The sequence below is a fragment of the Bradyrhizobium sp. MOS003 genome (assembly GCF_003020125.1).
GTDB lineage: Bacteria > Pseudomonadota > Alphaproteobacteria > Rhizobiales > Xanthobacteraceae > Bradyrhizobium.
Genome location: NZ_PYFW01000001.1, coordinates 1056025 through 1080388, shown reverse-complemented (window position 1 = coordinate 1080388; position 24364 = coordinate 1056025). Strand labels below are relative to the sequence as shown.

The 24364-nt window shown below is 63.9% G+C and carries 19 protein-coding genes and 1 tRNA gene; 13 read left to right on the top strand and 7 right to left on the bottom strand.

What is annotated here, in order from left to right; all coding sequences use genetic code 11:
• Positions 1–134: 134 nt before the first annotated feature.
• The 4 genes from C7G42_RS05185 (at position 135) to C7G42_RS05170 (ending at position 6541) form a co-directional block, all read left to right on the top strand.
• Entirely contained in the window at positions 135–1340 is a 1206-nt protein-coding gene (locus C7G42_RS05185; protein WP_106948860.1) for an ABC transporter substrate-binding protein, read from the top strand.
• Positions 1341–1590: 250 nt separating this feature from the next.
• Positions 1591–2658 (top strand): HlyD family secretion protein, encoded by a 1068-nt coding sequence (locus C7G42_RS05180; RefSeq protein WP_106947949.1) that lies wholly within the window; start codon positions 1591–1593, stop codon positions 2656–2658.
• Positions 2655–5426 (top strand): ribosome-associated ATPase/putative transporter RbbA, encoded by a 2772-nt coding sequence (gene rbbA, locus C7G42_RS05175; protein ID WP_199580657.1) that lies wholly within the window; start codon positions 2655–2657, stop codon positions 5424–5426. The genes C7G42_RS05180 and rbbA overlap by 4 nt, the downstream gene beginning before the upstream one ends.
• A 2-nt stretch (positions 5427–5428) precedes the next feature.
• On the top strand, positions 5429–6541 hold the full coding sequence (locus C7G42_RS05170; RefSeq protein ID WP_106947947.1) for an ABC transporter permease: 1113 nt from the start codon (positions 5429–5431) through the stop codon (positions 6539–6541).
• A gap of 9 nt (positions 6542–6550) precedes the next feature.
• On the opposite strand, the gene C7G42_RS05165 is transcribed toward C7G42_RS05170, so the two are convergent.
• The 3 genes from C7G42_RS05165 to C7G42_RS05155 form a co-directional block, all read right to left on the bottom strand.
• Positions 6551–7039 (bottom strand): DUF2059 domain-containing protein, encoded by a 489-nt coding sequence (locus C7G42_RS05165; protein WP_106947946.1) that lies wholly within the window; start codon positions 7037–7039, stop codon positions 6551–6553.
• Between the two features lie 29 nt (positions 7040–7068).
• On the bottom strand, positions 7069–8283 hold the full coding sequence (locus C7G42_RS05160; RefSeq protein WP_106947945.1) for an OpgC domain-containing protein: 1215 nt from the start codon (positions 8281–8283) through the stop codon (positions 7069–7071).
• A 315-nt stretch (positions 8284–8598) separates the two neighbouring features.
• Positions 8599–11652: an ATP-binding protein gene (locus C7G42_RS05155; RefSeq protein ID WP_106947944.1), complete on the bottom strand. Its 3054-nt coding sequence runs from the start codon at positions 11650–11652 to the stop codon at positions 8599–8601.
• A 289-nt stretch (positions 11653–11941) separates the two neighbouring features.
• On the opposite strand from C7G42_RS05155, the gene C7G42_RS05150 reads away from it, so the two are divergent.
• Positions 11942–12433 (top strand): hypothetical protein, encoded by a 492-nt coding sequence (locus C7G42_RS05150; protein ID WP_106947943.1) that lies wholly within the window; start codon positions 11942–11944, stop codon positions 12431–12433.
• A 267-nt stretch (positions 12434–12700) separates the two neighbouring features.
• Here C7G42_RS05150 and dusA read toward each other — a convergent pair whose 3' ends face one another.
• Together dusA and C7G42_RS05140 are read right to left on the bottom strand one after the other, a co-directional pair.
• Entirely contained in the window at positions 12701–13678 is a 978-nt protein-coding gene (gene dusA / locus C7G42_RS05145; protein ID WP_283809846.1) for a tRNA dihydrouridine(20/20a) synthase DusA, read from the bottom strand.
• A gap of 414 nt (positions 13679–14092) precedes the next feature.
• Positions 14093–14169, bottom strand: a tRNA-Met gene (locus C7G42_RS05140).
• 369 nt (positions 14170–14538) lie between these two features.
• Between C7G42_RS05140 and C7G42_RS05135 the strand changes: the two genes are divergently transcribed.
• Positions 14539–15915 (top strand): coniferyl aldehyde dehydrogenase, encoded by a 1377-nt coding sequence (locus C7G42_RS05135; protein ID WP_502694194.1) that lies wholly within the window; start codon positions 14539–14541, stop codon positions 15913–15915.
• 111 nt (positions 15916–16026) lie between these two features.
• The gene (locus C7G42_RS05130; protein ID WP_106947940.1) at positions 16027–17625 is read left to right on the top strand and encodes a GMC family oxidoreductase; all 1599 of its coding nucleotides are present in this window, start codon (positions 16027–16029) and stop codon (positions 17623–17625) included.
• Between the two features lie 167 nt (positions 17626–17792).
• On the opposite strand, the gene C7G42_RS05125 is transcribed toward C7G42_RS05130, so the two are convergent.
• A complete protein-coding gene (locus C7G42_RS05125) occupies positions 17793–18554 on the bottom strand; it encodes an SDR family oxidoreductase (RefSeq protein WP_106947939.1) in 762 nt (253 codons plus the stop codon).
• 120 nt (positions 18555–18674) lie between these two features.
• Between C7G42_RS05125 and C7G42_RS05120 the strand changes: the two genes are divergently transcribed.
• Both C7G42_RS05120 and C7G42_RS05115 read left to right on the top strand, forming a co-directional pair.
• A complete protein-coding gene (locus tag C7G42_RS05120) occupies positions 18675–19187 on the top strand; it encodes a CvpA family protein (RefSeq protein ID WP_106947938.1) in 513 nt (170 codons plus the stop codon).
• Positions 19188–19312: 125 nt separating this feature from the next.
• The gene (locus tag C7G42_RS05115) at positions 19313–20095 is read left to right on the top strand and encodes an SDR family oxidoreductase (protein WP_106947937.1); all 783 of its coding nucleotides are present in this window, start codon (positions 19313–19315) and stop codon (positions 20093–20095) included.
• 179 nt (positions 20096–20274) lie between these two features.
• Here C7G42_RS05115 and C7G42_RS05105 read toward each other — a convergent pair whose 3' ends face one another.
• On the bottom strand, positions 20275–20751 hold the full coding sequence (locus C7G42_RS05105) for a DUF3775 domain-containing protein (RefSeq protein WP_106947935.1): 477 nt from the start codon (positions 20749–20751) through the stop codon (positions 20275–20277).
• 113 nt (positions 20752–20864) lie between these two features.
• Here C7G42_RS05105 and C7G42_RS05100 point away from each other — a divergent pair, with 113 nt between their 5' ends.
• The 4 genes from C7G42_RS05100 to C7G42_RS05085 all read left to right on the top strand — a co-directional run bounded on the left by C7G42_RS05100 (position 20865) and on the right by C7G42_RS05085 (position 24334).
• Positions 20865–21713: an MBL fold metallo-hydrolase gene (locus tag C7G42_RS05100; RefSeq protein ID WP_199580655.1), complete on the top strand. Its 849-nt coding sequence runs from the start codon at positions 20865–20867 to the stop codon at positions 21711–21713.
• A 144-nt stretch (positions 21714–21857) separates the two neighbouring features.
• Entirely contained in the window at positions 21858–22700 is an 843-nt protein-coding gene (locus C7G42_RS05095) for a fumarylacetoacetate hydrolase family protein (protein ID WP_106947934.1), read from the top strand.
• A 137-nt stretch (positions 22701–22837) separates the two neighbouring features.
• Positions 22838–23449, top strand: a complete 612-nt coding sequence (locus tag C7G42_RS05090; protein WP_094976635.1) for a glutathione S-transferase family protein — start codon at positions 22838–22840, stop codon at positions 23447–23449.
• Positions 23450–23464: 15 nt separating this feature from the next.
• Positions 23465–24334 carry an MBL fold metallo-hydrolase gene (locus tag C7G42_RS05085; protein WP_106947933.1) on the top strand — a complete coding sequence of 290 codons (870 nt, stop codon included), beginning with the start codon at positions 23465–23467 and terminating at the stop codon, positions 24332–24334.
• Positions 24335–24364: the final 30 nt, after the last annotated feature.

The window sequence follows — 24364 nt, the reverse complement described above, 5'->3', positions numbered from 1 at the left end:
GATCTTCGCAAAGCGTAATGGCCGCAACAGGCCGCGTCAAATCGGCTCGCTCCGGCGCCATCACGCAAGACTTGGCACATCAGCGTGCGAATCTAGGTGTGTGCGCCATCAATAATTGCACGGGGGAAATGTTCATGAAGCGGAATGCGGGCGTTGCCGTTGCGATTGGATTGCTGTTGACGTCCTCGGTCGGTTCGGCTTCGGCCCAGCAGGCGCCACTCAAGATTGGCGTGCTCTCCGACTTTTCGTCGGTCTATTCCGATATCGGCGGCATGGGAAATGTCGAGGCTACCAAGATGGCGATCGAGGATTTCGGCGGTCAGATGTTCGGCAAGCCGATCGATATGGTCAGCGCCGACGTGCTCAACAAACCCGATGTCGCCTCCACCATCGCCCGCAAATGGTGGGAGACCGAGGGCGTCGACATGATCATCGACCTGCCGACCTCGGCGACCGCGCTTGCGGTGATGGAGCTGTCGAAGCAGTACGAGAAGATCATGATCGTGACGGATGCGGCGAGCTCCGACATCACCGGAAAATCCTGCTCGCCCTACACCGCGCACTGGACCTACGACACCTACTCCAACGCCCACACCGTCGGCAGCGCCATCGTCAAGAACGGTGGCGACAGCTGGTTCTTCCTGACCGCCGACTACGTGTTCGGCCACTCGATCGAGCGCGACACCGGCGATGTCGTGAAGGCCGCGGGCGGCAAGGTACTCGGCAGCGTCAAGCATCCGCTCAACACCGCGGATTTCTCCTCGTTCCTGCTCCAGGCCCAGGCTTCCAAGGCCAAGATCATCGGCCTCGCCAACGGCGGCGGCGATACCATCAACGCGATCAAGCAGGCCGGCGAGTTCGGCATCGTCGCCGGCGGGCAGAACCTGGCGGCGATCGTGATGTTCATCTCCGACGTGCACAGCCTGGGCCTGAAGCTCGCGCAAGGCCTGATCATCACCGAGGCCTATTACTGGGATCTCAACGACAAGACCCGCGCCTTCGGCAAGCGCTTCATGGAGCGCGTCAAGCGGATGCCGACGATGAACCAGGCCGCCACCTACAGCGCGACGCTGCATTACCTCAAGGCCGTGCGGGCCGTCGGCACCCGCGACACCAAGACGGTGATGGCGAAGATGCGCGAGCTGCCGGTGAAGGACGCCTTCACCGACAACGGCACACTCCGCGAGGACGGCCGCATGGTGCACAGCATGTACCTGTTCCAGGTGAAGAAGCCGGAAGAATCGAAGGGACCGTGGGATTATTACAAGCTGCTCGCCGAGGTACCGGCCGACCAGGCGTTTCGTCCCCTGAAGGAAGGCGGCTGCCCCTTGGTGAAATGAAGCCGCCCCGATCGCGCCGATCGCAATCCGTTCAGTAAGCCTTGCTCTTCCGCTCACCCCATCGGGGCGGACGAGCTGCAACGGCGACACGTAGCTCAAATTAGAGGCAAGAACGCTTCGCGCCGGCGTCTGATCTGCATCAAGTTGCGGTGCAAAGTTTGGCTGCAATGTTGAGGTCGCCCTTCCGCAAAATCAGCGGCTAGGCGCGCGTGTCTCAACAGTGGGCGCCGCTTCACGGCGTTTTGAACAGATGAACTTCACTCCGGGTCGCGTCATCGCCGCGATCGCCGTTCTCGTTGCGGGCGGGGGCTATTACTATTGGCAGCACCGCGATACCAACACACTGTCGGCAGGCTTCGCCCGCGGCAATGGCCGGATCGAAGCGGTCGAGATCGACATCGCCACCAAGACACCGGGCCGGATTCGCGAGATCCTGGTCAACGAAGGCGACTTCGTGCGTGCGGGCCAGGTTCTGGCGCGCATGGACACCGAGCAATTGCAGGCTCAGCGCCGCCAAGCCGAGGCGCAGCTCCAGCGCGCGGCGATCAATGTCGAGACCGCGAAGAGCCTGGTGAACCAGCGCGAGGCCGAACGCAAGGCCGCCGAGGCCGTGGTCGACCAGCGTATTGCCCAACTCGACACCACGAGCCGCAAGCTCGATCGTTCCGAACAATTGATCAAGACGAGTGCGGTGTCGCAGCAGGTGCTGGATGACGACCGCGCCGCCAACGCCACGGCGAAGGCGGCGCTCGCCGCGTCCCACGCCCAGGTCGCGGCATCGGAAGCCGCGATCAGCTCCTCCCGCGCCATGGTGATCGATGCCGGCGCTGCAGTCGACGCCGCGAAGGCCGCAATCGAAAGCATCAACGCCGACCTCAATGACAGCGTGCTGAAGGCGCCGCGTGACGGCCGCGTCCAATATCGCGTGTCGCAACCGGGCGAAGTGCTCGCCGCCGGCGGCCGCGTCCTCAACATGGTCGATCTCGGCGACGTCTACATGACGTTCTTCCTGCCGACGGCCGATGCCGGCCGCGTCGCGATCGGCGCCGAGGTCCGCCTCGTGCTCGACGCCATCCCGCAATATGTGATCCCCGCCAAGGCCACCTTCGTCGCCGACGTCGCGCAATTCACGCCCAAAACCGTCGAGACCGAGGAGGAACGCCAGAAGCTGATGTTCCGCATCAAGGCGCATATCGCACCCGAGCTGCTGCGCCAGCACATCGAGCATGTGAAGACCGGCCTGCCCGGCATGGCCTATGTGCAGCTCGATCCGGCAGCGACATGGCCGGACAATCTCAAGATAAAGCTGACCCGATGAGCGCGACTGGCACAGCCGATGCATCGGCTGCCACCGGCAGCGTGGTGCAGCTGGAAGGCTTAGGCCTGAGCTATGGCAAGGCCCGGGCGCTCGATGCCATCACGCTCGACCTTCCGTCAGGCTGCATGGTCGGACTGATCGGCCCCGATGGCGTCGGCAAATCCAGCCTGCTCTCGCTGATCGCCGGGGCCCGCGCGATCCAGCAGGGACGTGTCAACGTGCTCGGCGGCGATATGGCGAGTTCGCGCCATCGCCGCAACGTGTGCCCCGACATCGCCTACATGCCGCAGGGCCTCGGCAAGAATCTGTATCCGACGCTGTCAGTGTTCGAGAACATCGACTTCTTCGGCCGCCTGTTCGGACACGGCAAGGTCGAGCGCAGCAGGCGGATTGCCGGCCTGCTGCGCGACACCGGGCTGGCACCCTTCGCCGACCGGCCGGCGGCAAATCTCTCCGGCGGTATGAAGCAGAAGCTCGGCCTGTGCTGCGCGCTGATCCATGATCCAGAGCTCCTGATCCTGGACGAGCCGACCACCGGTGTCGATCCGCTGTCGCGCCGGCAGTTCTGGGAATTGATCGCCTCGATCCGGCAAGGGCGGCCCGGCATGAGCGTGATCGTCTCGACCGCCTACATGGAAGAGGCCGCGCAGTTCGACGTCCTGGTCGCGATGAACGCAGGCCGCGTGCTGGCGACTGGAACGCCCGCCGAGCTCAAGCAGCAGACCGGGGCCGATACGCTCGATGAGGCCTTCATCCGCCTCTTGCCCGACTCGGATCGCGCCAACCATACCGCCGTGGTGATGCCGCCGCGGAACGACGACCACGATGAGATCGCGATCGAGGCCGACCACCTGACCCGACGGTTCAACGGCTTCGTTGCCGTCGACGACGTCAGCTTTCGTATCAGGAAGGGCGAGATCTTCGGCTTCCTCGGCTCGAACGGATGCGGCAAGACCACGACCATGAAGATGCTCACCGGCCTGTTGCCGGTCAGCGAGGGCACCGCGCGGCTGTTCGGGAACACCATCGATGCCCGCGACATGTCGGTGCGGCGGCGCATCGGTTACATGTCGCAGGGCTTCTCGCTCTATTCGGAGCTCACGGTCGCGCAAAATCTCGACCTGCACGCGCGGCTGTTCGAGCTGCCGGCGCAAGCCATCGCCGCGCGTGTCGACGAGATGGTCGCCCGGTTCGACCTCGCCGGCGTCATCGACGCCCTGCCCGATGCCCTGCCGCTCGGGCTGCGGCAGCGATTGTCGCTGGCGGTCGCCATGATCCATGCGCCCGACATCCTCATCCTCGACGAGCCGACTTCGGGCGTGGATCCGGTCGCCCGCGACCGTTTCTGGCAAATCCTCGCCGAACTCTCCCGCAAGGACAACGTCACCATCTTCGTCTCGACCCATTTCATGAACGAGGCCGAACGCTGCGACCGGGTCTCGCTGATGCATGCGGGCAAGGTCTTGACGTCGGACACGCCCGCCGCGATCGTGGCTGCGCGCGGTACCACGACGCTGGAACAGGCCTTCATCGCCTGCCTGGAAGAAGCGATTGCGGACACGCCGGAGCCGGCCGGCCAACCTTCGATCGCTTCGCCCCTGCCGGCCGCAACGGCGGAGCCATTACGCAAGCGCGGCGCGACATTCAATCCAACGCGCATGCTCGCCTATTCCCGGCGCGAAGCACTCGAGCTGCGGCGCGATCCGATCCGCGCCACGCTCGCGATCCTCGGCAGCGTGCTGCTGCTGTTCGTGCTCGGCTACGGCATCAGCATGGACGTCGAGAACCTGACCTTCGCCGTGCTCGACCGCGACGACAGCGCGATCAGCCGCGACTACAGCCTCCAGATCGCGGGCTCGCGCTATTTCACCCAGAAATCCCCGATCATCGACTATGCCGATCTCGACAGCCGGATGCGCGCCGGCGAGATCGGCCTCGCCATCGAGCTGCCTACCGGTTTCGGCCGCGACGTCAGCCGCGGCCGGCATGTCGAGATCGGCGCGTGGGTCGACGGCGCCAATCCGACGCGGGCCGAAACGCTGCGCTCCTATGCCCAGGCTATCCACGCCACCTGGCTCGCGCAGAAGGGCCGCGAGCTCTATGGCGAAGCCGCGATCGCCGGCGCCTATCAGCTCCAGCTGCGCTACCGCTACAATCCCGACGTCCGAAGCGTCGTCGCCATGGCGCCCGGCATCATTCCGCTGCTTCTGATCATGATTCCCGCGGTCCTCGCCGCACTCGCCGTCGTGCGCGAGAAGGAGCTCGGCTCGATCGTCAATTTCTACGTGACCCCCGTGACGCGACTTGAATTCCTGCTCGGCACGCAGCTGCCCTACGTCGTGCTGGCGTTTGCCAACTTCCTGCTGCTGGTCGGCTTTGCGATCACCGTGTTCCGCGTGCCATTCACCGGCAGCTTCCCGACCTATGCGGTTGCCGCTTTGCTCTACGTCACGGCTACCACCGGCATCGGGCTCGTGATCTCGGCCTTCATGAAGAGCCAGATCGCCGCGTTGTTCGGCACCGTGCTGATCACGTTGATTCCCGCGATCCAGTATTCCGGCCTGATCGATCCGGTCTCCTCGTTGCAGGGGACGGGCAAGATGATCGGTCTTGTCTATCCGACCAGCTATTTCGTGACGATCTCGCGCGGAACGTTCTCGAAGGCGCTCGGATTTGCCACGCTTCACAACGAGCTGTTGGCGCTCGCTGTCATGATACCGGTGCTCGTGACCGCGGGTGCCCTGCTCCTGAAGAAACAGGCTCGCTGACCATGCGTCTCGACAACTTGCTCCAGCTCGGAATCAAGGAAGTGCGCGGCCTAGCGCGCGACCCCGTGTTGCTCGTGCTCATCGCGTATTCCTTCACGTTTGCGGTCTATGAGGGTGCCAACACGCTGCCGGAGACCTTGAACCGCGCCGCGATCGCCGTTGTCGACGAAGACCATTCGCCGATCTCGACGCGCATCGGGATGGCGTTCATCGCCCCCTACTTCTCCACGCCTCGGCTCATCTCGCAATATGAGATGGACCGACGGATGGATGCCGGCCTCGACACTTTCGCCCTCGACATCCCGCCGGACTTTCAGAGCGACCTTCTGGCGCGGAAGGCACCGACGATTCAGCTCAATGTCGACGCGACGCGCATCTCGCAGGCTTTCAACGGCGGCGGTTATGTCGAGCAGATCGTCGATGCCGAGATCGCGGAGTTCCTGGCGCGCGCCCGCGAAGCTCGGAAGCCGCAGATCGACCTCGCGTTGCGCGTCCGTTTCAATCCGGAACTGAAGAGGTCCTGGTTCGGCGCGATCGACCACCTCATCATGTCGATCACGATGCTCTCGATCATCCTGACCGGCGCGGCGCTGATCCGCGAGCGCGAGCATGGCACGATCGAGCACCTCCTGGTGATGCCGGTGACGCCGCTGGAGATCATGGTGAGCAAGGTCTGGTCGATGGGAGCCGTGGTGCTGGTCGCCTCCGCTCTGTCGATCGCCTTCGTGGTCAAGGGCTGGCTGGAGGTTACCATCGACGGCTCGGTGGCGCTGTTTCTCCTGGGGACGGCACTTCAACTGTTTGCCACCACCAGCATGGGCATCTTTCTCGCCACCGTCGCCGGATCGATGCCGCAGTTCGGGCTGCTGCTGATCATGATCCTGCTGCCGTTGCAGACCTTATCGGGCAGCATGACGCCGCGGGAGAGCATGCCCCTATTCGTCCAAGACATCATGCTGGCGGCGCCCAACACGCATTTCGTGATGCTCGCGCAGGCGATCCTGTTCCGTGGCGCGGGCCTCGAGGCCGTGTGGCCCCAACTGGTCGCGCTCGCCGTGATCGGCGGCGTCTTCTTCGTGATCGCGCTGCGGCGCTTCCGCGCGTTCCTGGCTTAGGCCTCGGCTTTAGAGCTTGTGCCCCTTCTGGCGCAGCGCCTCGATCAGGCGTTGCTTCAGTTCGTCGGCAGCCTTTTGGCTGGCGTCCTGTCCAATCTGCGCACTCGCCTGCGCCAGCGCGTCCGACTTCTCCAAAAGCTTCTTCCCGGCCGGCTGGGCGTAGAAGGCGTCGATCTGGCGTAGCTCGTCCACGCTGAAACTTTGGGCATAGACCATTGCGATCCGCTCGACCATGGACGCCACGAACGGAGCATAGATCTCGGAGCCGGGTGCCGTCACCGCATCGTAGTCGCGCTCGATCTCCGGCCTGTCCTGCGCAACCACGGGCCGAAGCTTGAGCAGGAGCTGCGGCAGCAATGCGCGGTACTGATCCGCGACCTTCAAGGTGACGACGAGCTTGCGCGCCGCGCTCATCGCCTCCGGCGGCGGCGCCTGTGCCGACGCACCGCAGACGAGAAACAGCAGCGTGCCGGCGATCGTCAACAAGCGTTTGGACATGGTGCTCTCCAGGACATGCGGACGATGCTTCAGCGGTTCGCGGGAGCCGCACCGGCGGTCGCGGCCTGCGCCCTCTCGACGGTCTCCGGCTCCTCGACCTCGGTCACCTTCACGAACAGGTCCGGCACGCGCTTGGCGCGGTCGAGCAGCCAGGCCGCGCCGATCATGACGGCAATGCCGACGATGGAGACGGCGAGCTGCTCCCAGACGCCCTTGGTGTATTGCGTCAGGATCCAGTGCGCCGAGAACGACAGGAACACGCCGAGGCAGAAGATCGGCAGCGAATGCTGGCCGCAGAGGATGACGGGCCGCAGCCAGGCCCCGTGCAGCACCCGCCATTTGCGCGAGATGAAATGGGTCACCCAGATCGCCAGCGCTAGGAAGTGCGTGAAGCGCAGCATGTCGAGGTCGGTCTTGTCGATCGGGTAGATCGCCTTGATCATCCATTTCGGGATCAGCGCCTCGAGCGCGGGGACGTGCCAGGTCATCACGATCAGCAGCGCGAACACCAGCCAGGCCGCGGCCAGCCCCATCGCGGCCCTCGACCACACCCATCTGGCGACCTTGTCGATCTGTCCGACGCCGCACCAGGCCGCGAACACGAACATCAGCTGCCAGCAGAACGGGTTGAAGTACCAGGTCGTGCCAGGCGGATAGGAGGCGATGTTCCAGTTGAACCAGCGCGACAGCACGTAGAGCACGACGGAGGCGGCGAGCGTCAGGTTCGGCCGGCGCACCAGGCACCAGATTACGAAGGGCGAGGCGAGCACCAGCATGATGTAGAGCGGCAGCACGTCGAGATTGACCGGCTTGTATTTCAGCACGATCGCCTGCCCGATCAGCTCGTCCGGATGCGACAGGAAGTTGAACACGTTGAACTCGTGTTGGTACATCGGATTATCGAAGCGGCGCGCGGTGCGGGCGATCTGCGCGGTGAACAGCAGGAACAGCATGATGTGGGCGACATACAGCTCGGCCGCGCGCCGCCACAGCCGCTTCAGGGCCGGGACAAACCAGCCGCCGGCGACGATCGGGCCGTAGATCCAGCCGACCAGATAGCCGGAGATGAAGACGAAGAATTCGGCGGCATCGCTGAAACCGTAATTGCGCAGCGTCAACCAGGCCACGACGTCGTGCGGGATGTGGTCGAGGAAGATCATCCACAGACCGATGCCGCGGAAGAGATCGAGCCTGAGGTCGCGCTCGACCGGCGCCAACAAAGCTGACTGGTCCCGTGTGATCATGGCCCCGCCTCGTCAGATGGGCGTCGCGCCATGGCGGCGCCGGCAAAATGCGATGCTAAAAAATGCACATTAAATGTCACCTGGCCTTGCGACTGGTACCGACGGTAACCGACCTTGGCTTCGGTGCAAGGTCTTCGGCACTGCGGTGAGCGAGGCTGCCTGTCGCAGCCGCCTGGCGACGGGCCCGATCAAAATTTTCGAAAACAACCCCATGCACAGTAGCTAACCCTTTGTGTTGTCTATAAGATTTATTCGGCATTTTGGGCATTTTAGACGGTGCGGTCCGCGGCGGCGCAGCCCCGATCGGACGCGGCGTCAGATGAGCTCGCTGCCCTGGCCGAGCACCTCGGTCAGCATCGCCTCGGCCTTGCGCTGGAGCGGCCGCGCGCCGCTCTCGGAGGCGATCGCGATGGCGGCGCGCAGGGACGCGAGCATGGCCGCCCTGCTCTCCGCACTGGAGGCCGGCGTCACGATGGCCTCGCCGAACAGGGCCTCGGCCTCGAGGCCCGAAAACCCCTGCTGTCGGGCGGTGTTGCGGGCCTCGCGCAGCATGTTCTGCGCGGCCCTGACATCGCCGAGGCGGCAGGTCGCGAGCGCAAGATAGATCGAGCTGCGCAGCACCGCCGAGGTATAGCCGACCGCCTTGGCCTCCTCGCGCGCCTCGGCCAGCACGCCGCGCGCCCGGTCGAACAGCCCTTGCTCCAGATAGGCCATGCCGAGGTGGCAGGCGAGCACCGGCACGAACAGGCGGATGCCGTGCTTCTGCGCCAGGACAAAACCGTCCTCGAGAATGGCGGCGGCCGCCGCCGGTTCGCCCCGACCGAGCATCAGCCAGCCGCCGCTATAGGCGGCTCCCGCAAGATCATATGGGCGATTGGTCTCTGCCGCGATCGCGGCGGCCTCGCGCTGGAGCTGCTCGGCGGCGTCGAACTCGCCCATGACCGTGTGGGTAAAGCTCTTCATCATGCAGCAAAGGAGAAGCAAATACCTTGGCGTCGTCCCTATCGGAGCGCTGGCTTCCGGTCCCGCCAATTGAGCGTGCGCCAATGCCACCGTCCGCTCTGCTTCGTGGTAACGGCCGGCAAGGAAATAGGCTTGCCCGAGACCATATCTTGCGAGATTGAGCCAACCCAGATTGCCCCACCCTTCCGCGAGGCGGACGACCTCTTCATTGACCGCGACCGCTTCGACCGGCGCTCCATAGAAGTTCTGCGCGCCGGCCCTGACCGTCATCGCGGCGACCTTGCGTCCGATATCATCGATCGCGTCGGCCCGCCGTTCGGCCTCCTTTCCCAAGTCCAGCCATTCGGCGACATGACCGGACGCGATGAACGCCGAGCGCGCCTCCATCCGCAGATCGATCGCGTCGGCCTCCCGCGACACCCTCATCGGCGTCTTGTCGAGCGAGCCCATCGCGATTTCGAAATAATTGGCCGCGTCCGCAAAAGCCGACCGGCTCAAACATTTTCGTCCGGCACTTCTGCCGTGGACAAAGGCCTTGTGCCAATCCTTGGCGCGCACCGCGTGATAGCACAGCGTATCGGGCTCATCTGCGCAGGTTTCGTCGCTCTCCAGCGTCCGAAGAATGCGCGCGTGAATCTCCTCGCGTACCTTTTCGACCATCGAGTCGTATGTGACCTGGCGAACCATCTCGTGCCGAAATTCGAGTTCATCGCCCAATTCGCTGTCGATCCTGACCAGCAGCTCGGCGCGATCGAGCGCGGAAAGGCAATCCTGGACGCGCCCCTCGGGAAACTCGACGAGCTTGCGCAGCATGGCTACGGTCGATCGCGGCCCAAGCGCTGCCGCGATCTGCAAGACGGAACGTTCCTGCCGCGACACGCGATCGAGGCGTGCTGCGATCACGCCCTGAATGCTCGAGGGGATGCCGAGTTCGTCGATGGGACGCATGAGCGCGAGATCGCCCCATTGGCCGCGAAGCGTTCCGCTATCCCTCAGCCCGCGGCAGACCTCCTCGATGAACAGAGGGACATTGGCCGTGTGCGAGATGATCCGGTTCTTGAGATCGTCGTTGGCGGTAGAGGGACCGAGCATATCTGCCAGCATAGCCAGCCCCGAATCGTCATCGAGGGGCCGCATCGCCACGATTTCGGCGTGGCAGCGCGCGATCCACACCGGCATTCCGTTCGGCCTGGAGGTGAGGAGCACGAGAAGACCGGGCGCCTGCAACGAAGCAATCGCGGCCACGACCGTATCGCTGGCCCGGTCGATCCAATGCAGATCCTCGAGCAAGAGTACCGCTCGCTGACGGCGAGCGAGGCCCTCGACGACGGCGCAGCTCGCATCGGAAATCGCGCGCCCCCGCGCATGAGGCTCGAGCTCATTCCACTCGGGCTTCGAGATCGGCAGGTCCAGCACGGCGTCGAGGGCGCTTTGCTGGATCGGTGGCAGATCGCTTCGCGGGTCCCAGGAGCCATCCGGATCCTTCGCGGCCGCCTCAAGCAACGAGAGCAAGAGGCGCTTCAGCGTACTGAACGGAGCGCCCTGGAGGTTCGGGCTGCATTCGGCATCGGCCAGGCGCCAGCCCTCGGCCTTGCGTTCCTGGGCAAACTCGTGCGCCAGCCGCGACTTGCCGATGCCCGCATCACCCAGCAGCAGGACCGTCTGACGGCTGGCACCCACGCTGGCTGCGGCGCGGCCGAGCAGCGCGCGCTCTGTGACACGATCGACGAACCGCGAAACGCTGCGCGCGCGCCGCACCCGCCAACTCGAAAGATCGCTGGCGCCGACGATCCGATAGACCGGCAGAGGCTGGTTGAAGCCACGCAGGGTCCTGTCGCCCAGGAATTCGAAACGGACATGCCCATCCGCAAGCTTCTGGCAGGCTTCCGACACATAGATCTGATTCGCTTCCGCCGCCGATTCCAGCCGCGCGGCCAGATGCTGGGCGGCCCCGCCGATCTCGTAGACCTTGGAAAACTCGCTGGCGACCATGTAGGCGACGACATGTCCGGAATGGAGGCCAACCCGCACCTGCAGGCTGGAATCGCCGAGGCTTCCGACGCGCCGGACGAGTTCGAGCGCCGCATGGCAGGCCAGCGGGGCATGGTTGTCGTCCGCGATGGGAGCGCCGAACACCGCGGCGATCCCATCACCGAGCTCCTTGCTGACAATGCCCCCGAACTGACGCACCGCCCCTCTCATCGCGGCCAGGGCCGGCTCAAGGCGCGAGATCGCCTCCTCCGGCTCCAGCTCGGCCACCAGCCCGGTCGAATCTATGACGTCGGCACGGAGAATGGTGACGAACCGGCGTTCGCTATCGGGATCGGAACGTCGCACGGCCAGCCCGCATTTCGCGCACCAGCTATCGCTCGGGTCGATCGTCGCCTGACATGCGACACAATGCATTCCTGAGCCTTCAAAAGTCACGACGGCATCCTATGCCGACCGGTGCTCGCGGCGGAGCCTCGCGTAGAATACCTATCGGGACATGCATGGCAATCGAACTTGCAGCGAAACATAGCTGTGTCGTCCAAGGTGGCTCTCTGGACGCAATGCATTTTCGGGTGGTAGCTTCATCGTCGCGCGAAAATGGGGCCGCGCGTTGGTGGGGCGCCTAGGCTTTCATAACGGCCGACGAGCTTTTGCTGGGCTGCACGATTCCCTGATTGATTAGATCGTTTCGAAGGACAAGACGATGGGCGGAAGGACTTATAGCGGTAAGGCATTTCGAGACTTGATGAACGCCAATTACTATCCCCTGGCAAACATGAAAAAGAGCGTGGCCAAGCTCAAGGCATCCGACGACATCGACCTGCCGACCCTGGAGTACGGCCAATACCATTTGATCCTGAACCCGCCATCGAGGTGGCCACAGGGAAGCGCCAAGTACTGGCACAAGGAAAAGGGCCGGGCCCGCCTCGACCTCAGCACCCAGCCGAACACGGTGCCGCTGTCCAGGGACGAGCCAGGCGTGATTCCCCTGACGCGGTGCGATCTGCTCGATGCCTGCGTCCGGAAATGCTTCAACTCCGAGCCACCGATCCCGATGAAGACCAACATCATCGTCCACGCGCCGAGCGACGCCTATGCCCACCGGCACGAGATCCGGCTGGAATGGGAATACAAGAGGGGCTCGGACAAGCCGACGCTGCTCTATCTGACGATGGTCTGTCCGTACAAGGACTGATCACCTACCCTAGGCCCGCGAAAGCGAATGCCTCCGACACGGGCGGCGCCTGCCTCGCCGATGTGAAATGAAATGGTCCGTTGCGGCCGCCCGCGCAACAAGTTGCGACCGGGCTGCTCGACGGACCGATCTTGCACACCCTGCTATCGCTGGTTCCACCAGTGCATCATCGATGCCGGGCGCACGGGCCGGCAGACTGGTCAGGCTGTTATCGCGACAACAGTACAGCCGGCGAAGCGCGAAGTTTTTCAGGCCACTGACGACGGGCTAAGCAGCCTGCGTGAACCCCAGCTTGCCGATCGCGTCTCTCAATACGCTGACGTCTGCCCCTGGCCGGGTCCCTTGCTCGGCAAGATGTCGGCGGAACGATCGCGCGCCGGGGACCGCGTGGAATGCGCCGACGAAATGCCGCGTGATCGCGTGCAGCCGCGTGCCGCGTGAAAGCTGCCGCTCGACATAGGGTATCATCGCCTCGAGCGCATCCTGCATGGTTTCGTGAGGCGGCACCTCGCCGAAGATGTCGGCATCCACCGAGAGTAACCGCCACGGCTCCTGATACGCCGCGCGGCCGAGCATCACGCCGTCGACATGCGCCAAATGCGCTCTCGCCTCGTCGATGCTCAAAATGCCGCCATTGATGATGATGGGCACGTCCGGCATTGCGCGCTTGAGACGATAGACGCGGTCATAGTCGAGCGGCGGGATGTCACGGTTCTCCTTCGGCGACAGGCCGTTGAGCCAGGCTTTCCGTGCATGCACGATCAGCGTATCGCAACCAGCGGCGACCACTGCCCGGGCCAGCGTATCCAGCGCGACTTCAGGATCCTGGTCGTCGATCCCAATGCGGCATTTCACCGTGACCGGAATGGCGACCGCCCGTTTCATCGCGGCGACGCCCTCGGCCACCACTTGCGGCTCCGCCATCAGGCAGGCACCGAAGCGGCCGTCCTTCACCCGATCGGACGGACAGCCGACATTGAGATTGATCTCGTCATAGCCGAAGCCCTCGCCGATCCGCGCTGCCTCCGCGAGGTCGCTGGGATTCGAGCCGCCGAGCTGCAACGCGACCGGGTGCTCGATCTGGTCGAACCCAAGCAGCCGCGCCCGATCGCCATGAATGACGGCGCCGGTCGTGAGCATTTCCGTATAGAGCAACGCCGACCGGGACAGATGGCGGTGGAACACCCGACAATGGCGGTCGGTCCAGTCCATCATGGGAGCCACGGAAAAGCGCCTTGGCGAGATCTGCAAACTTGCTGCTCTCTTTTGAGGAACGTGCTTCCGGTCTGGGAAATACCCCGGGGGTCACCACAATTCAACCCGAGCCGGCCCTTCGCAATGCCCGAATCAAGCAGACCTCATTGCGCGAAAAGCTCTGCGAATTGATGCGCGAAAGGAAATGATCCTTTCGATTTCTTGAGATCCAACGTCCCTGAAAAAGGACAGGGATGATCTATTGTCAGGCTGCCGTCGAGAAAATCGGCGCGTTCGAATTCGCAACGAAGCTTTCGGAACACTCGCGCTGACATCGTCGGGTACGGCCGCAAACGGTTCGGGATGGTGCGGCGCCGCGACGACACTGCCCGCACATTCCCCCGAAACAAAAATGGCCCGCGCGATGCGGGCCATTCTCGTATCGAATCCGATAAAATCCGAATTTGGTTGCGGGGATAGGATTTGAACCTATGACCTTCAGGTTATGAGCCTGACGAGCTACCGGGCTGCTCCACCCCGCGTTAAACACTTGCTTTGCCTTCAGCAGGATCCCGGGGACAGTTGGTTGAGGCCGGCGCTGTTCGCGTGGCTTTTCCCGTCCGTCCCAAAGGCTTCCTTGGAAGGCAACCCGGGGCAAAGCCCGTCGGGTGCTGGGCGTATGTATCAAGGCGGGCTGTCTTTGGAAAGGGCTGCGGGAACGTTTTTTTCGACTTTATGACAGGGGAATCGACCAATTTTCGCTGCGTTTCCTGCGCTCTTGCCAGAAGTTCCACAAAGGGCCAGCTTGCGGCAACAAGATAAGGCTGAAACGCGCCCTTGAGGGAGGAACGCCCGTGGACAAATCCCTGACGAGCGCCCCGGTCGGAGCGCTGGAGGAGGCCTTCCACGCCATGGTCGCGCGGTCGCGGGACGAGCCGCCGGCCGGCCTTGCCGAGCGGCTCGACCGGCTGGCGCGGCTGCGGGCCGTGGTGGCCGACAACGAGGAGCGTTTCCGGCAGGCGATCTCGGCCGATTTCGGCCACCGCTCGGCGGTCGAGACCACCATCGCCGAGACGATGCTGGTGTTTTCCGAGATCCGGCACGCTACAAAACACCTGAAGAGCTGGATGGCGCCGCAGCGGGTCGCGACCGCGCTGCAATTCCTGCCCGCGCGCAACCGGCTGCTACCGCAGCCGCTCGGCGTCGTCGGCATCATCGCGCCCTGGAATTATCCGCTCCAGCTCACGCTCGCGCCGGCGATCGGCGTGCTCGCCGCCGGCAATCGCGTCCTGATCAAGCCGAGCGAGCTCACGCCGCATTTCGCAGGCCTGCTGAAGGAGACGGTCGCCGCGCGATTCGATGCGACCGAGCTGCTGGTCACCGGCATCGAGGGCGAGATCGCAGAGGCGTTTGCCCGCCTGCCGTTCGATCACCTCGTGTTCACCGGTTCGACCCGGGTCGGGCGGATCGTGGCGGAGGCCGCGGGGCGTAACCTCACGCCGGTCACCCTCGAGCTCGGCGGCAAGTCGCCTGCGATCATCGACGCCTCGGCCGATCTCGACGAAGCGGCCGAGCGCATCGCCTACGGCAAGCTGCTCAATGCCGGGCAGACCTGCATCGCGCCGGACTATGTGCTGGTGCCGGAGCGCTCGTTGCAGGCCTTCGCCGAGAAGGTGCGCGCGCAGATGCGGCGGATGTTCGGCACCGATCCTTCGAACAAGGACTACAGTTCGATCATCTCGGACCGGCATTACGCCCGGCTCGAAGGCCTCGTCGCGGACGCGGGGCAGCGCGGCGCAAAGATCCTGCAATCGGCGAAGGCGGACGACCCCAACTGGAAAGCACATCGCAAATTCCCGCCGACACTGATCGTCGGTGCGACCGAAGCGATGGCGGCGATGCAGCAGGAGATTTTCGGGCCGGTGCTCCCAATTCTCGGCTATCGCGATCCCGGTGAGGCCATCGCCTTCATCAACCATCGCGACCGGCCGCTGGCGCTGTACTGGTTCGGCAAGGACGGCGCTGCACGCGACGAGGTGCTGGCACGCACCGTCTCCGGCGGCGTCACCATCAACGACTGCCTGTTTCACTTCACGCAAATCAACCAGCCGATGGGCGGCGTCGGCGCATCCGGCACCGGCGCCTATCACGGCGAATGGGGCTTTCGCACGTTCAGCAAGCTGAAGCCGGTGTTCTATCGCTCCAAGTTCAACCGCCTCGCCGACCTCTATCCGCCCTATGGCGGCAAGATCGCGCGGCTGGAGAAATTGATGCGGTTCATGTCGTAGCTGTCAGTCATTGCGAGCGCAGCGAAGCAATCCAGACTGCCCCGCGGAGGATACTGGATTGCTTCGCTGCGCTCGCAATGACGAGAAGAAGAATAAAGGGGGAAACAAGCATTGACTGACACATTCGATTTCGTCGTCGTGGGCGCGGGCTCCGGCGGATGCGCGGTGGCGGGGCGGCTATCGGAGGATGCGGCGACGTCCGTGGCGCTGCTCGATGCCGGCGGCAAGAACGACAGCTGGCGGATCACCACGCCATTCGGACTTGCCCTGCCCTACAAGACGGCCAATTGGGCATTCGATACCGTACCTCAAAAAGGATTGAACGGCCGCATCGGCTATCAGCCGCGCGGCAAGGGCCTCGGCGGCTCCTCGGCAATCAACGCCATGGTCTACATCCGCGGCCATCGCTCCGACTACGACCACTGGGCTTCGCTCGGCAATGCCGGCTGGTCGTATGCGGACGTGCTGCCTTATTTCAAGCGCTCGGAGAACAATTCCGATTTCGACGGCAAGTATCATGGCAAGGGCGGCCCGTTGCATGTCAACCGGCTGCGCTCGGACAATCCAATCCATGACGTCTTCCATCAGGCCGCGCGCGAGGCGCAGTTTCGCATCCGCGACGACTTCAATGGTGATGACCACGAAGGGCTCGGCAGCTACCAGGCGACGCAGCACAATGGCGAGCGCTGGAGCGCGGCGCGGGCATATGTTCAGCCTCACATGGACAAGCGCGCGAATCTGCGCGTCGAGACGGGCGCGCACGCCACGAAAATCCTGTTCGAAGGAAGGCGCGCAGTCGGCATCGAATATTTGCAGGGCAAGCAAAAAAAGCAGATGCGCGCGCGCCGCGAGGTGATCCTTGCCGGCGGCGCCTTCCAGTCACCGCAATTGCTGATGCTGTCGGGCATCGGCGACGGCGATGCGCTTCGAACGCACGGCATTGGCGCCGTCCATCATCTGCCGGGCGTCGGGCGCAATCTGCAGGACCATCCCGATTTCGTGTTCGTCTACGCCTCCGACTACCCGCATTTCGTTCATGCCTCGCTTGGCCGGCTGCCGTCCCTGCTCCGCGCCATCCAGCAATATCGCCGCGAACGGCGTGGCCTGATGACCACCAATTTTGCGGAGTGCGGAGGCTTTCTGAAAACCCGGCCCGACCTCGACGTACCGGACATCCAGCTCCACTTCGTCGTCGCGATGCTCGACGACCACGGCCGCAAAAAGCACAAGGAGGCTGGCTTCTCCTGCCATGTCTGCCTGCTGCGGCCGAAGAGCCGCGGCAGCGTCTGGCTGAAAAGCGCCGACCCGCTCGCAGCGCCCATGATCGATCCGAACTTCCTCGGCGAGGAAGAAGATGTCGAGGGGATGGTCGCAGGCTTCAAGACCACGCGCCGCCTGATGGAGACGCCGGCGCTGCGCGCGCTGCAGAAGAAGGACATGTTCACGTCCGACGTCCGAACCGACGACGACATCCGCAACATTTTGCGCGAGCGCGTCGACACCGTCTATCACCCCGTCGGCACCTGCAAGATGGGGACGGATGCGATGGCCGTGGTCGATCCGGCACTGAAGGTGCACGGCGTCGAAGGATTGCGCATCGTCGACGCCTCGATCATGCCGACGCTGATCGGCGGCAACACCAACGCGCCGACCATCATGATCGGGGAGAAGGCGGCGGACACGATCAGGGCGGAGATGCGGGCGAGTTGAGCGACGATGTCGCGCCGTACTCCGCTGTCATCCCCGCGATGGCGGGGATCTATAACCACAGGCTGTCCTGTGGGGTTAGACAGGCAACTCCAAATCTTCGCAAAACTGCTTCCTGTGGCTATGGATCCCGGGCTCGCGCTGCGCGCGCCCCGGGATGACAGCAGCGTTCAATTCAGCAGGAAGCCGCCGTCGACGGTGATCACACTCCCCGTCATGTACCGCGAGGCCTGTGACGCCAGCAGCAGGATCGCGCCGTCGAGATCGGACTCGGCGCCGACGCGGCGCTGCGGGATGCGCTTGGCGAGACGCTCGCCTGCCGGCGTCGACCAGAAGGCGTGGTTCATCTCGGTGTCGATATAGCCGGGCGCGAGCGCGTTGATGCGGATGTTCTGGCCGGCGAGCTCCAGCGCCATCGCTTTCGTCGCCTGGATGATGCCGGCCTTGGAGATCGCGTAAGGCGACACCGCTTTCAACACGCCGGTACCGAGCACGGAGGCGATGTTGACGATGTTGCCTGGCTGCTTGCGCGCGATCATGCGCCGGGCGACTTCCGTCGCCAGGAAATAGGCGCCCTTCAGGTTGGCGCCGATCACCGCGTCCCAATCCGCTTCGGTCTGCTCGGTCGCAAGCTTCTCGATGGCGATGCCGGCATTGTTGATCAGCACGGTGACGGGACCGAGCACGGCCTCCGCCGCGTCGACGGCCCGCGCGATCGAGGCGGTGTCGGTGACGTCGAGCGCGACCGCGGCGGCGCGGCCGCCCTTGCCGCGGATCTCCTCCTCCAGGCTCTTCAGCTTGTCGGCCTGACGCGCCGCGAGCGCGACCGCCGCTCCATGGGCCGCCAGCACCCGGGCAAATTGCCGCCCCAGCCCCTGGCTCGCGCCCGTGACGAGGATGGTTTCTTTACTGACGTCGAATAGGTCTGACATGACGATTTCCCCGGCGTAATCCTCGAGCTTTTGGAGCCATCAATACAGACGATTTTATCGATCTGAAACCGGAATGATCGGTCCGGCGTTCATTCGTTTCACCGAGGCAGATTTCTCCTGATGAACAGTTTCGATCTCGCCGTCTATGCCGCACTCGCCATCGCAGTCGGCTTCGGTTTCAGGACCGGCCTGCTCCGCAGCGCCATGACCATCCTCGCCTATCTCCTCGCCGCGCCGATCGCGGTGGCGCTGATGCCGTTGATCGTGCCGCAGATCGCCGGCAACCCGAATGCGCCATGGCTGCAGAACTGGATCTGGCTGTTCGGCATCTTCGTGGTGGTCGGCATGCTGCTCGGCTATATCGGCGGCCTGGCGCTGAACGACACGATCCGCGACGCCGGCATCGGCGACCGGCTCGGCGGCGCCGCGCTCGGCGCCGTGAGGGTCGGCCTCGTCGCCACCACGCTGGTGCTGGTGTTCGACCAGATCGTGCCGGCCAACAAGCAGCCGCCCTTTCTCGCCGGCTCGCATCTGCGGCCGCTGTTTTCGACGGCGGGTCAGATGGGCTTCAAATCGCTGCCACCGGAAGCGGCCTCCGCGATCGACCGCCTCAAGCAGGAACGGCGGATCTAGAGCGCATTTGCATCGCCGCGCCGAGCGCCATGCATTTTGACGCGGGCCCATGCCTTATCAGCGGCGCCGATGTTGGCTAGAGTGCCGCCATCCAAAACCTGCGTGCTATTTACGGGAGTGAAACAGTGGATCTTGGGATCAAAGGTCGCCGCGCCATCGTCTGCGCATCCAGCAAGGGCCTCGGGCGCGCCTGCGCCATCTCGCTGGCGGAGGCCGGCGTCGACGTCACGCTCACCGCACGCGGCGCCGAAGCCTTGAAGAAGACGGCGGACGAGATCCGGAAAGCCTATCCTGACGTGAAGGTCACCGAGATTGTCGGCGACATCACGACGCCGGCCGGCCGGGAGGCCGTGCTGAAGGCGTGCCCCGAGCCCGACATCCTGATCAACAATGCCGGCGGGCCGCCGCCCGGCGATTTCCGCAACTGGACCCGCGACGACTGGATCAAGGCGATCGACGCCAACATGCTGACGCCGATCGAACTGATCAAGGCAACCGTGGACGGAATGATGGCCCGCAAGTTCGGCCGCATCGTCAACATCACCTCGGCAGCGGTGAAGGCGCCGATCGACATCCTCGGCCTTTCCAACGGCGCGCGCGCCGGCCTCACCGGCTTCATCGCCGGCCTGTCGCGCAAGACAGTGATCAACAACGTCACCATCAACGGCCTGCTGCCGGGCCCGTTCGAGACGGATCGCCTGACCAGCACCGCGAAGGGTGAAGCCGACAAGCGCGGCACGACGTCCGAGCAGGTCCTGGCCGAGCGCGCCAAGCTCAACCCGGCCGGCCGCTTCGGACAGCCGGACGAGTTCGGCTATGCCTGCGCCTTCCTGTGCGGTGCCAAGGCCGGCTTCATTACCGGCCAGAACATCCTGCTGGATGGTGGCGCTTTCCCGGGGACGCTGTAAGCGCGATTGCGGGGCGCCGAAGCTTCCGCATCGTCATGGCCGGGCTTGTCCCGGCCATCCACGATTTGCCACAGAGCACGAAGAACGTGGATGCCCGGGCCTTCGCCTCGCCGAAGCGGCTTCGGCCGCGCAGGCGGGACAAGCCCGGGCATGACGACCCTTTTGCAGACAGCTGAATATCACCGCTGTTTTGTCGGCTCGTCTTCGTCCTGCTGACTGGGAGCTGAGGAATCGGCCGTCGTACGCTCGTCGGTCCAGTCGATGCCGAATTCGTCGAGCCCGTTGGCGAGCAGATCGCCCAACATGGGGTCGCCGAGCAGATAACGCACGGTTTCGCGGCGCGGGCTGCCGTACTCAGCTCGCGCCTCCACCGCACGGGCGCGCAAATCATCCCAATCGTCAATCGTGCCGTCGCCGCGGCCGAGCCAGGTCAGCGTGACGAGATCGAGTTGCTCGTCCTCGTTCAATGCGATGATGAAGCCGCCGAGTTCCTGGACGACGGGATCGGAGCCGTCGTCCTCCAGGACATCGAGCGCATCGTCATCGCCGGGGTTGGAGCCGGAATCCGGATCGGAATTCCCTTCCTTGACGTCGAACTCACGCGCCTTCTCGATGATGAACGCGAGCTTTTCAGCCGATATTGCAAGCTCTGGCATGGCTCCTCCTCCGGTTCCCGCGATAACGCCGCATCGCGTCAGATGATCCATTGCGCATCATGGCGGAAAACCGCATGTTTCGGCGCCAAAGCAATAACATGGGAACGCGCCGGATGCAGTGGAAGGTCGGGCAGGTCAAAATCACCAAAGTCGTGGAGCTGGAGACGGTTGGCTCGACCCGCTTCATCCTGCCGCTCGCTGATAATGCCGAGATCCAGAAGCTGCCCTGGCTGATCCCGCATTTCGCCACCGACGAGGGCCGGCTGAAAATGTCGATCCATTCGCTGGTGGTGGAAACGCCGTCGCACCGCATCGTGGTCGACACCGGCCTCGGCAACGACAAGCAGGGCCGCAACGTGCCGACCTGGAACAACCGTACCACGCCGTTCCTGGAGACCATGGCCGCGGCGGGCTTTGCCCCCGACAGCATCGACACGGTGCTGTGCACACATCTTCATGTCGATCATGTCGGCTGGAATACGAAGCTGGTCGACGGGAAGTGGGTGCCCACTTTTGCAAACGCGCGCTACGTTTTCGGCAAGATCGAATACGAGCACTGGCTGGAGCATTCGACCGCGCCGGACAAGCGAGCCGTGTTCGAGGATTCCGTTCAGCCGATCGTCGATGCCGGCAAGGCCGATCTGATCCCGAGCGACCACCAGCTCTGCGAGGAGATCAGTATGATCCCGACCCCGGGCCACAGTCCCGGCCACATGAGCATTCTCATCCGATCTGACGGCGAGCAGGCCCTGCTGACCGGCGACGTCGCCCATCACCCCTGCCAGATGGCGCATCTCGACTGGTCCTCGACCGCGGATTCCGACCAGACGCAGTCGGCTACGACGCGGGCAACGCTGTTCGGCCGCTTTGCCGACACGCCGACGCTGGTGATCGGCGGGCACTTTTCAGCCGGCCACATCAAGCGGGAGGGGGATGCGTTCAGATTCGACGCGCTGGCATAGGTCGCCTGCCCCGAACGCGAACTTCACGTCCCTACCGCCGAATGGAAGGGCTGCAATGCACCCCTTTTCGGCGGTTGAATTTCCCGCCGCCCTGTTCCATGAAGCTATTAACCGATCGGTCCAAATCTCCAGGGAGAAACGAGAATGAAGCTTGTTCGTTACGGCGAAAAGGGTGCTGAAAAGCCCGGCCTGATCGACAAATCCGGCCAGTTGCGCGACCTGTCGGCGCATCTGAAGGACCTCACCGGCGAGGCCTATTCGCCCGAGAGCCTGAAGAAGCTGGCAGGCCTCGATCCGGCCTCGCTGCCCGCGGTCTCCGGCAAGCCCCGTTTCGGCGCCCCCGTGACCGGCATCTCGAAATTCGTTGCGATCGGCCTCAACTACAGCGACCACGCCAAGGAAACCGGCGCCGCGATCCCGACCGAGCCGATCATCTTCCTGAAGGCCAACACCTCGCTGTCCGGCCCGAACGACGCGGTCGAGAAGCCGCGCGGCTCGACCAAGCTCGACTGGGAAGTCGAGATCGCCGCCATCATCGGCACTCGCGCCAAGTACGTCTCGGAAGCCGACGCGCTGAACTACGTCGCCGGCTATTGCGTCTGCAACGACGTCTCCGAGCGCAACTTCCAGACCGAGCGCCTGGGTCAGTGGACCAAGGGCAAGTCGCACGACACGTTCGGCCCGGTCGGGCCGTGGCTCGCCACCAAGGACGAGATCAAGGACGTGCAGGATCTGTCGATGTGGCTGGACGTCAACGGCCAGCGCCGCCAGACCGGTTCGACCAAGACCATGATCTTCTCCATGGCGAAGTGCATCTCCTATGTCTCGCAATTCATGACGCTGCTGCCCGGAGACATCATCACGACAGGCACCCCGCCCGGCGTCGGCCTCGGCATGAAGCCGCCGACCTTCCTCAATGTCGGCGACGTCGTCACGCTCGGCATCGAGGGTCTCGGCGAACAGAGGCAGGAGATTATCGCGGCGTAAGCTGCCGTTCTATCCCGGTCATTGCGAGCGAAGCGAAGCAATCCAGAATTCCTCCGCGGAAACGGACTGGATTGCTTCGTCGCTTCGCTCCTCGCAATGACGACAACCAACTGCCGGTCTCCGCGTAGGACATTTCCATGAAACTCTCTTTCTCCCCCGCCTCGCCCTTCGCCCGCAAGGTGCGCATCGCCGCGATCGAGCTTGGGCTGATCGACAAGATCGAATTCACGCCCGCAAGCGTCGCGCCGGGCACGGCCAATGAGGACTATTCGAAGATCACGCCGCTGAAGAAGCTGCCGGTGCTGATCACCAATGACGGCGACGTCATTTTGGACTCCTACGTCATCGTCGAATATCTCAACGAGATCGCCGGCGGCGCTCTGATCCCCGGTTACGGTCCCGCGCGCTGGAAGGCCAAGACCAATCATTCCCTGCTCAACGGCATGCTCGATTCCATGCTGCTGTGCCGCTACGAGAAGATGGTGCGGCCGCAGGGCCTGCAATGGCAGGCATGGTCGGACGACCATTGGAACAGGGCGTGGACCGGCATGGCGCGGTTCGAAAACATGCCTGAGGTTCTGAACGGCCCGTTCGACATCTCGCAGATCGGCCTCGTTTGCGTGCTCGGCTATGCCGATTTCCGCTTCGCCGATTGCGGCTGGCGCAAGGCCTATCCGAAGCTCGACGCCTTCCATCAGAAGATGCTGCAGCGGCCTTCGGTCAAGATCTCGGTGCCGCCGGCAGCGTAAACAACTGGAGTCCTCATGAGCCTGAAGTTCTCGGTCGGCGATCTCACCATCCATCGCATCATCGAGCAGGAGACCACCTTCCTGCCGGCGCTGGAGATGTTGCCGGGTTTGACGCCGGAGGTACTGGCCGAGAACCGCGCATGGATGCAGCAGGCAAAAGCGCTGAACGAGCAGGACACTCTAATCCTGTGTTTCCAGTCCTATGTGATCAAGACGCCGCATCACACCATTCTGGTCGACAGTTGCATCGGCAACGACAAGCCGCGGCCGCAGCGGCCGAAATGGAATATGAAGACCGACGACACTTATTTGCGCGGACTCGCCAGCGCCGGGTTCTCGCCTGACGACATCGACTTCGTGATGTGCACGCATCTCCATGTCGACCACGTCGGCTGGAACACGCGGCTGGAGAACGGCCGCTGGGTGCCGACCTTCCCCAAGGCGCGCTACGTGTTCGGCAAGCAGGAGTTCGACTACTGGACCGAGCAGAATGCGAAGGCGGAGGTCGCCCCCTTCGTCGACAGTGTGCTGCCGGTGGTCGAGGCCAGCCGCCACGAGGTAGTTGGCAACGAGCATGAGATCGGTGATCACGTCCGCATCCTGCCGACACCGGGCCACACGCCGGGCCATGTCGCGTTCACGTTTGGTCGCGGTAGGGACAATGCCGTGTTCTCCGGCGATCTCATGCACTCGCCGATCCAGGCGCTTTATCCGGAGATGTCGGTGAAGTTCGACGTCGATCCGGCCGCCGCGGCAACGACACGCCGCAGCTTCCTGGAGCGCTATTGCGACACCGACACGCTGTGCTGCACCGCCCATTTCCCCTCGCCATCGGTGGGGAAGATCAAGCGCAAGGGCAGCGGGTTCGTCTGCGCGGCGGTCTAGCTTGCGGCGATCGCCCTGCTTCCGTCATGC

Bases quoted from the DNA above. Each gene is read 5' to 3' on its own strand.
- C7G42_RS05090 (WP_094976635.1), top strand. From the start codon at position 22,838: ATGAAACTCTCTTTCTCCCCCGCCTCGCCCTTCGCCCGCAAGGTGCGC.
- C7G42_RS05165 (WP_106947946.1), bottom strand. From the start codon at position 7,039: ATGTCCAAACGCTTGTTGACGATCGCCGGCACGCTGCTGTTTCTCGTC.
- C7G42_RS05185 (WP_106948860.1), top strand. From the start codon at position 135: ATGAAGCGGAATGCGGGCGTTGCCGTTGCGATTGGATTGCTGTTGACG.
- C7G42_RS05120 (WP_106947938.1), top strand. From the start codon at position 18,675: ATGAACAGTTTCGATCTCGCCGTCTATGCCGCACTCGCCATCGCAGTC.
- C7G42_RS05135 (WP_502694194.1), top strand. From the start codon at position 14,539: ATGGTCGCGCGGTCGCGGGACGAGCCGCCGGCCGGCCTTGCCGAGCGG.
- C7G42_RS05085 (WP_106947933.1), top strand. From the start codon at position 23,465: ATGAGCCTGAAGTTCTCGGTCGGCGATCTCACCATCCATCGCATCATC.
- C7G42_RS05100 (WP_199580655.1), top strand. From the start codon at position 20,865: ATGCAGTGGAAGGTCGGGCAGGTCAAAATCACCAAAGTCGTGGAGCTG.
- C7G42_RS05170 (WP_106947947.1), top strand. From the start codon at position 5,429: ATGCGTCTCGACAACTTGCTCCAGCTCGGAATCAAGGAAGTGCGCGGC.
- C7G42_RS05180 (WP_106947949.1), top strand. From the start codon at position 1,591: ATGAACTTCACTCCGGGTCGCGTCATCGCCGCGATCGCCGTTCTCGTT.
- C7G42_RS05155 (WP_106947944.1), bottom strand. From the start codon at position 11,652: ATGCATTGTGTCGCATGTCAGGCGACGATCGACCCGAGCGATAGCTGG.
- C7G42_RS05105 (WP_106947935.1), bottom strand. From the start codon at position 20,751: ATGCCAGAGCTTGCAATATCGGCTGAAAAGCTCGCGTTCATCATCGAG.
- rbbA (WP_199580657.1), top strand. From the start codon at position 2,655: ATGAGCGCGACTGGCACAGCCGATGCATCGGCTGCCACCGGCAGCGTG.
- C7G42_RS05160 (WP_106947945.1), bottom strand. From the start codon at position 8,283: ATGATCACACGGGACCAGTCAGCTTTGTTGGCGCCGGTCGAGCGCGAC.
- C7G42_RS05125 (WP_106947939.1), bottom strand. From the start codon at position 18,554: ATGTCAGACCTATTCGACGTCAGTAAAGAAACCATCCTCGTCACGGGC.
- C7G42_RS05150 (WP_106947943.1), top strand. From the start codon at position 11,942: ATGGGCGGAAGGACTTATAGCGGTAAGGCATTTCGAGACTTGATGAAC.
- C7G42_RS05095 (WP_106947934.1), top strand. From the start codon at position 21,858: ATGAAGCTTGTTCGTTACGGCGAAAAGGGTGCTGAAAAGCCCGGCCTG.